7 protein-coding genes and 2 pseudogenes are annotated in these 4,945 nt (G+C 48.2%); 1 reads left to right on the plus strand and 8 read right to left on the minus strand.

The window, feature by feature from the left end; translation table 11 throughout:
- Positions 1-794, plus strand: a 794-nt coding sequence (locus tag AC27IQ_RS18740) for an HDOD domain-containing protein (RefSeq protein ID WP_487090367.1), incomplete at its 5' end; no start/stop codon positions are given.
- Positions 795-1,019: 225 nt separating this feature from the next.
- Here the strand turns inward: AC27IQ_RS18740 and AC27IQ_RS18745 are convergent.
- From AC27IQ_RS18745 to AC27IQ_RS18780, 8 genes and pseudogenes are all read right to left on the minus strand, one after another.
- Positions 1,020-1,439: a hypothetical protein gene (locus AC27IQ_RS18745; RefSeq protein ID WP_487090368.1), complete on the minus strand. Its 420-nt coding sequence runs from the start codon at positions 1,437-1,439 to the stop codon at positions 1,020-1,022.
- Positions 1,440-1,528: 89 nt separating this feature from the next.
- Positions 1,529-1,852 (minus strand): hypothetical protein, encoded by a 324-nt coding sequence (locus AC27IQ_RS18750; protein WP_487090369.1) that lies wholly within the window; start codon positions 1,850-1,852, stop codon positions 1,529-1,531.
- 315 nt (positions 1,853-2,167) lie between these two features.
- On the minus strand, positions 2,168-2,440 hold the full coding sequence (locus tag AC27IQ_RS18755; protein WP_487090370.1) for a hypothetical protein: 273 nt from the start codon (positions 2,438-2,440) through the stop codon (positions 2,168-2,170).
- Positions 2,441-2,476: 36 nt separating this feature from the next.
- Positions 2,477-2,980, minus strand: a pseudogene (locus AC27IQ_RS18760) (RHS repeat-associated core domain-containing protein); the annotation flags it as partial.
- A gap of 190 nt (positions 2,981-3,170) precedes the next feature.
- On the minus strand, positions 3,171-3,464 hold the full coding sequence (locus AC27IQ_RS18765; protein ID WP_487090371.1) for a hypothetical protein: 294 nt from the start codon (positions 3,462-3,464) through the stop codon (positions 3,171-3,173).
- Positions 3,465-4,045: 581 nt separating this feature from the next.
- Positions 4,046-4,282, minus strand: coding sequence for a hypothetical protein (locus AC27IQ_RS18770; RefSeq protein ID WP_487090372.1), 237 nt, complete (start codon positions 4,280-4,282; stop codon positions 4,046-4,048).
- A gap of 35 nt (positions 4,283-4,317) precedes the next feature.
- On the minus strand, positions 4,318-4,689 hold the full coding sequence (locus tag AC27IQ_RS18775; RefSeq protein ID WP_487090373.1) for a hypothetical protein: 372 nt from the start codon (positions 4,687-4,689) through the stop codon (positions 4,318-4,320).
- Positions 4,665-4,856, minus strand: a pseudogene (locus AC27IQ_RS18780) (RHS repeat-associated core domain-containing protein); the annotation flags it as partial. The gene AC27IQ_RS18775 and the pseudogene AC27IQ_RS18780, both read right to left, overlap by 25 nt.
- Positions 4,857-4,945 lie beyond the last annotated feature (89 nt).

Genomic DNA, 4,945 nt, shown 5'->3' on the forward strand with positions numbered 1-4,945 from the left:
CCCCCCACGCCGCCGCAGGCCAGCAGCCACAGCAGCCCAGCCCCGTGCTGGCCGGACAGATGTACGAGAACGTGGCCAGCCGCGCCCTCATGGAACACTGCCTGGACCGGCACAAGGCTCTGGCCCTGGCCGGCTGGCCCGCGGAAGACGTGCTGTACGAACTGCGCCACCAGCCGCCCCAACCCGGGCACGACACCGTGCTCAAGCTGATGAAGGCCATCGACGCCGAGCAGTCGCTGGAGGCCTTCGAGCAGATCCTGGGCGAAGACCCGCTGCTCGCCTACCGCTTCATGGTCTACACCAACTCGGCAGCGCTCGGCCTGCGCACCGGCGTGGATTCGCTGCGGCGCGGCCTGGTGATGATGGGCTACGGCTCGCTCAAGCGCTGGCTGTCGGACCAGCTGCCGCACGCCAGCACCGACCCCAACCTGCAGCCCATCCGCGAATCCATGGTGCTGCGCGCCCGCCTGACCGAGCGCCTGCTGGATGCGGGTGTGGAAAACGACCTGCGGCGCGAAATCTACCTGTGCGGCCTGCTCTCGCAGATGGACGACCTGCTGGGCGAACCCCTGGGCGCCATCCTGCGCCGACTGCCCCTGTCCGAACGCATCTACGACGCCACCGTGCTGCACACCGGGCCATACGCGGCCAGCCTGGAGATGGCCTGCGCGCTGGAGACGGACAACGGCGCGGCGATCCGCCAGCTGTGCGAGACGCACGAGATGGATCTGGAAGAGGTGAATCGGGGGTTGCTGCGGGTGCTGGCGGATCTGGATGTAAAGCGCGGGGCCTGAAGACGCAAGCGTTGGAGATCGAAGTCGGGGCATGGCGTTGGGCCCCTTGGTTCGTAAAAGCGGCGGCAGGACAGTCACTGCTCTATTAGCAACCCGTGTCGGCACGTCGCTGCGTGCATCCGGCCGCTGCTCTTTGCCTTGGGCTATTGCCCCAACGACTCGGATTCTTTTTGGACGCCTCGATCAATAGCCAGATCGCACCAATGGCTGAAGAGCCAACTGCACTCAATTTCTAAAAACTGACAAAGTCTCAAACACATGGTCAAGAGACAGAAAGTCAGTGATTTTTTCAAAATCATCAAAGCAGTGTGGCAAGGGCAAACCAATTCCCTGCACTCCGTCAACGACGACACAACCGCCAAATGCAACCTGCTTTCTGGTTTTAGCAATTACGTCAGAGACAGTCATCCCGGCCCACAATATTTCTTTGTAGTTACCGGGAAATCGAGCATCGCACATCACCGAGTGAACAATACCTGACGATGCGTAGCCAATCGAAATCAAACCACCCTCGAAAACCGCAGTCCCATCGAATATTTCTATCTCGTATTTTTCTGAAAATCTCTCAAAGACAGAGTCAATAGCTTCACCAATCAATACACCGCCCAAAGACACGCCGGGAATAATCTCTGAACTTAAAAACATAGCTTTTAGCGCTTCGAATATACCCGAATTTTATTCCTCAACAGCACAACTTAATGAAATAAAAAACGCCCTCAACCCTCAAAATATCCTTAATTTTTTATCCTAAACATCTCCTCCAAACTAACATTCGTACAATCATCAGATATTTCATAATTCAGCCCACTCAAAGCCTCTCGAAAGGCCTTATAAATTAAAAAACTCCACCCTACGAGAACAATATGAACTCCCTGATCTTCTTTTTTGAGGGAGATATCGTAAGTCCAAGAACTCGTCACACAAGGGTCTTTAATTAAAAACTCTCCACAGGGCCCATAGAAAGACAAAAAATTAGCTGCTTCTACAATACTCTCTGCTTTCCGCATGAAGTTAGTCGAATTTTCGCCGTAGATTTTTATAGTGTATTCGTAGCTCATACATACTCTCAGACGCAACCAAATTCAACGTAACTGAGTGACTTTCAAAATGAATACAACATCAAAATCTCACTCCGTCAACGAGCGTCAAATCAATTCCATTCAAAATCGCGCAAGAAGTTAGAGATCACCTCTCACGCCCCACAAAAACTCTCATTTCAAATGCCCCTCGTGGTTTTTTATCATCGCCAGTTAAGCGCCATCCTGCTGACGCCTCATTTAATTCAATTTATTTGACCACAAAACGACACACACCACTTGCTCGCCGCAATTTCAAAACTTGCCCGCCAAAAATAAATTTAATCAAATCGCACTTTAAAGATTTGAATTCAAATGATTTTCTAACTTTTTCCAAAAATCGGAATCAAACACACTTTCTTTATCCAAACCCAAAGCTCTTCCGATTTTTAAATACTCATCCGCCTCTTCCCGACTAGGTTTATAGTTAGATTTGATCATTTCAATCAAGAGACCTTCGTAAGCCATTTCGTACTCATCATGAGCAAGGAAGTGATGAACAGAGTCTCTAGCCTCCTGATCCAGTTCGATACATTCTTTAGCAAGCAAATTATTTGCAATTTGCGCCACTTTAATAAAAAATTTCGTTGTCCATTTTATTTATCTTCAAGGCGGATTAGGAGCAACATTTATAGGATATGCAGTTGATATTTGCCCACTATATGTAGGATGCGAAGGCGGACAAAAATCCACCCGTATTTCCACGCCATCTCTGACACCAATAGCGTATGGAGAATTCCATTTTCCTGCGTCAGTAATGGGAGCTGGATCAGTTGCTACATCCGAAACATGATGGAGTATGTCAGCATCTGTCCAGTGGGCTGGGAACTCTGTTTTTCCTGGTTTATTAGCGCCAGAACGATGGCGATTAAGAATGTGATCTTTTCGATGCCCAGTGAGGTCAGTGGCACAGGGGGCTGAGCCAAGTGAGTCAGCATAGGAAATTGGATTAATGCCATATCGATGTAAATTCACTCCGCCCGCCAACCCAATCGGATCAGGCGTCGTGAACGTCCCCAGGTCCGGGTCGTAGTACCGGAACGTGTTGTAGTGCAGCCCCGTTTCCCGATCCAGGTACTGCCCCTGAATCCTCAGGTTCTGTGGGGCCGCCGCCATCTGCTGGCTGGCCGGTTGCATCGCGAATGCCAGCCACTACGCCACCACCGCTCTGCTCTACGCTTGGTACAAGGCGCACTCCAACACCAGATTGTCGTTTGAGCCCAATATCTCATCCCAAAGGCCGATTCAATTAAACATGCATATGCTTGAGGGGCACATTAAACTAAGACTTAGAGACAGGTCAATCTCGATCAATCGAAATTAAATTTCTTGAATACAAATTAAAAACATAATCAGATTGGTCTTTTGGAAAAGCAACAAGCGAATCACGAACGTGAATAAACCAATCAAAAGATTTATCAAAAATGTAAAGCAATCCGCTGCTATACACCTCAGACCTCATAGGATCATAGAAATACTCGGAAAGATCTCTTGATTCGGCACAAAAGAATCTATGGGGACCATTTTTATCAAATCGTCCTCCTTCAAACCAAAAAATAGTATTGGCATCTTTAAAAAAGGGCGCGAGGAGCACGCTTCTATCGCAGGTCACGGAATGCAAATGGCCATCAATATAGGGCCAGAAAAATTAAAACTCCATTTTCTCTTTTCAGAGAATTTGCGTATTGAAGTATCAAAAACGGGTTTTTTATAAACGTGTGTCCCACGGAAAAATTTGTACAAAAAAACTTTGTGCATTTTTCCTGCAAGCACTGAATCCAACGATCGGCCAGGGATGTTTAGCTCATGCTTCACATTAATCACCAAAAATATGATCCCAGTCTCTCCCATTATTATCTTTTTACTTAATTTTGGAAGACCCTTACTTATCCCACCGTCAACCTAGCCCTTTAAAATTCTTCTTAGGCAGGAAGGCAATGCTCGGCTCTATCTTTACCAAGCTGTGGCTTATACCGCAAAAACGGAATTTTTCAAAAATGCTAGAATCTTCCAACAAAAAATACGTCCTCATAAGAGAATATTTTTTTACGACTGTTTGGTATAAATATTAGAGAACTCTCGTCTGACGGGTAAAAAAAATCAGTCCAGTTATTGACAAGAGTACTCTTCTGAACCATGCACGCGCTTCGAGCACCCCAAAAGAAAATCACCAATTCATACGATCGCAATTCTTTTTTTAAAGAAACGGCTTCCCTCCGCCTCGCTCGAAAAATCCAAAGTCAATTTCCTCAGAACCCCTTTGTCGGCAAAAGGCATTTTCATCAAATGAAAAAATTCATTTGATATATGCACTTTCCATAACTCAAGGCTTTGAGCGGGATCAAAAAAAAACAAGCGCCGTCTTATCACCTTCAGAAATTTTGCAATCCGATGAATTAATTCGCCATGCATCCGGAAATTTGTCTTCGTCGAATCGACACCCCATATCATTCTCCATCATAAAACACGTGTCCAGCTCCGCCGGAGGACTTACCGCTCTCCCAGTCTTTCCACTTTATATGGGGAATATTATTCTCTGGCGCATTCACCGTGTGCGATTCATTTGGATGGTGCTCATATCCCTTTTTATAAGGCGTTTCCGTGTATGTAGGCTTATTTTCAATATTTCCCTTGGCGGCTTTCAATAGGCTTTCAGCATCAGCCTTGTTTGCGGTTCGGAAATTGGATTTCCCGCCAGACTTAATTGATTCAACTGCTTTCTTCCATTGAGGACTACCGGGACGAACGACTGGGAGATTTGTAGCGTTTCCAACCTCATCACCAGTTAGTCCACATTTGATCCATCCCCAAGGATCCACCCAAGCGATCGGATTTGGCGCATACCCATGCAGGTTGAGTCCCCCCGCCAGCCCAATCGGATCAGGCGTGGTGAACGCCCCCCAGGTCTGGGTCGTAAATACCGGAACGTGTTGTAGTGCAACCCCGTTTCCCGGTCCAGGTACTGCCCCTGCATCCTCAGGTTCTGCGGGCCACCGCCATCTGCTGGCTGGCCCGGGCCCAGCCTTCCACCACCGGGGCGCCCACTGTCGGCCGGCGGCATCGAATGCCTGCCAC

The sequence above is a fragment of the Acidovorax sp. KPB24-07 genome, assembly GCF_057543315.1.

Coding starts and splice junctions, on each gene's coding strand:
- AC27IQ_RS18745 (WP_487090368.1), bottom strand. CDS start 1,439: ATGTTTTTAAGTTCAGAGATTATTCCCGGCGTGTCTTTGGGCGGTGTA.
- AC27IQ_RS18750 (WP_487090369.1), bottom strand. CDS start 1,852: ATGAGCTACGAATACACTATAAAAATCTACGGCGAAAATTCGACTAAC.
- AC27IQ_RS18770 (WP_487090372.1), bottom strand. CDS start 4,282: ATGCATGGCGAATTAATTCATCGGATTGCAAAATTTCTGAAGGTGATA.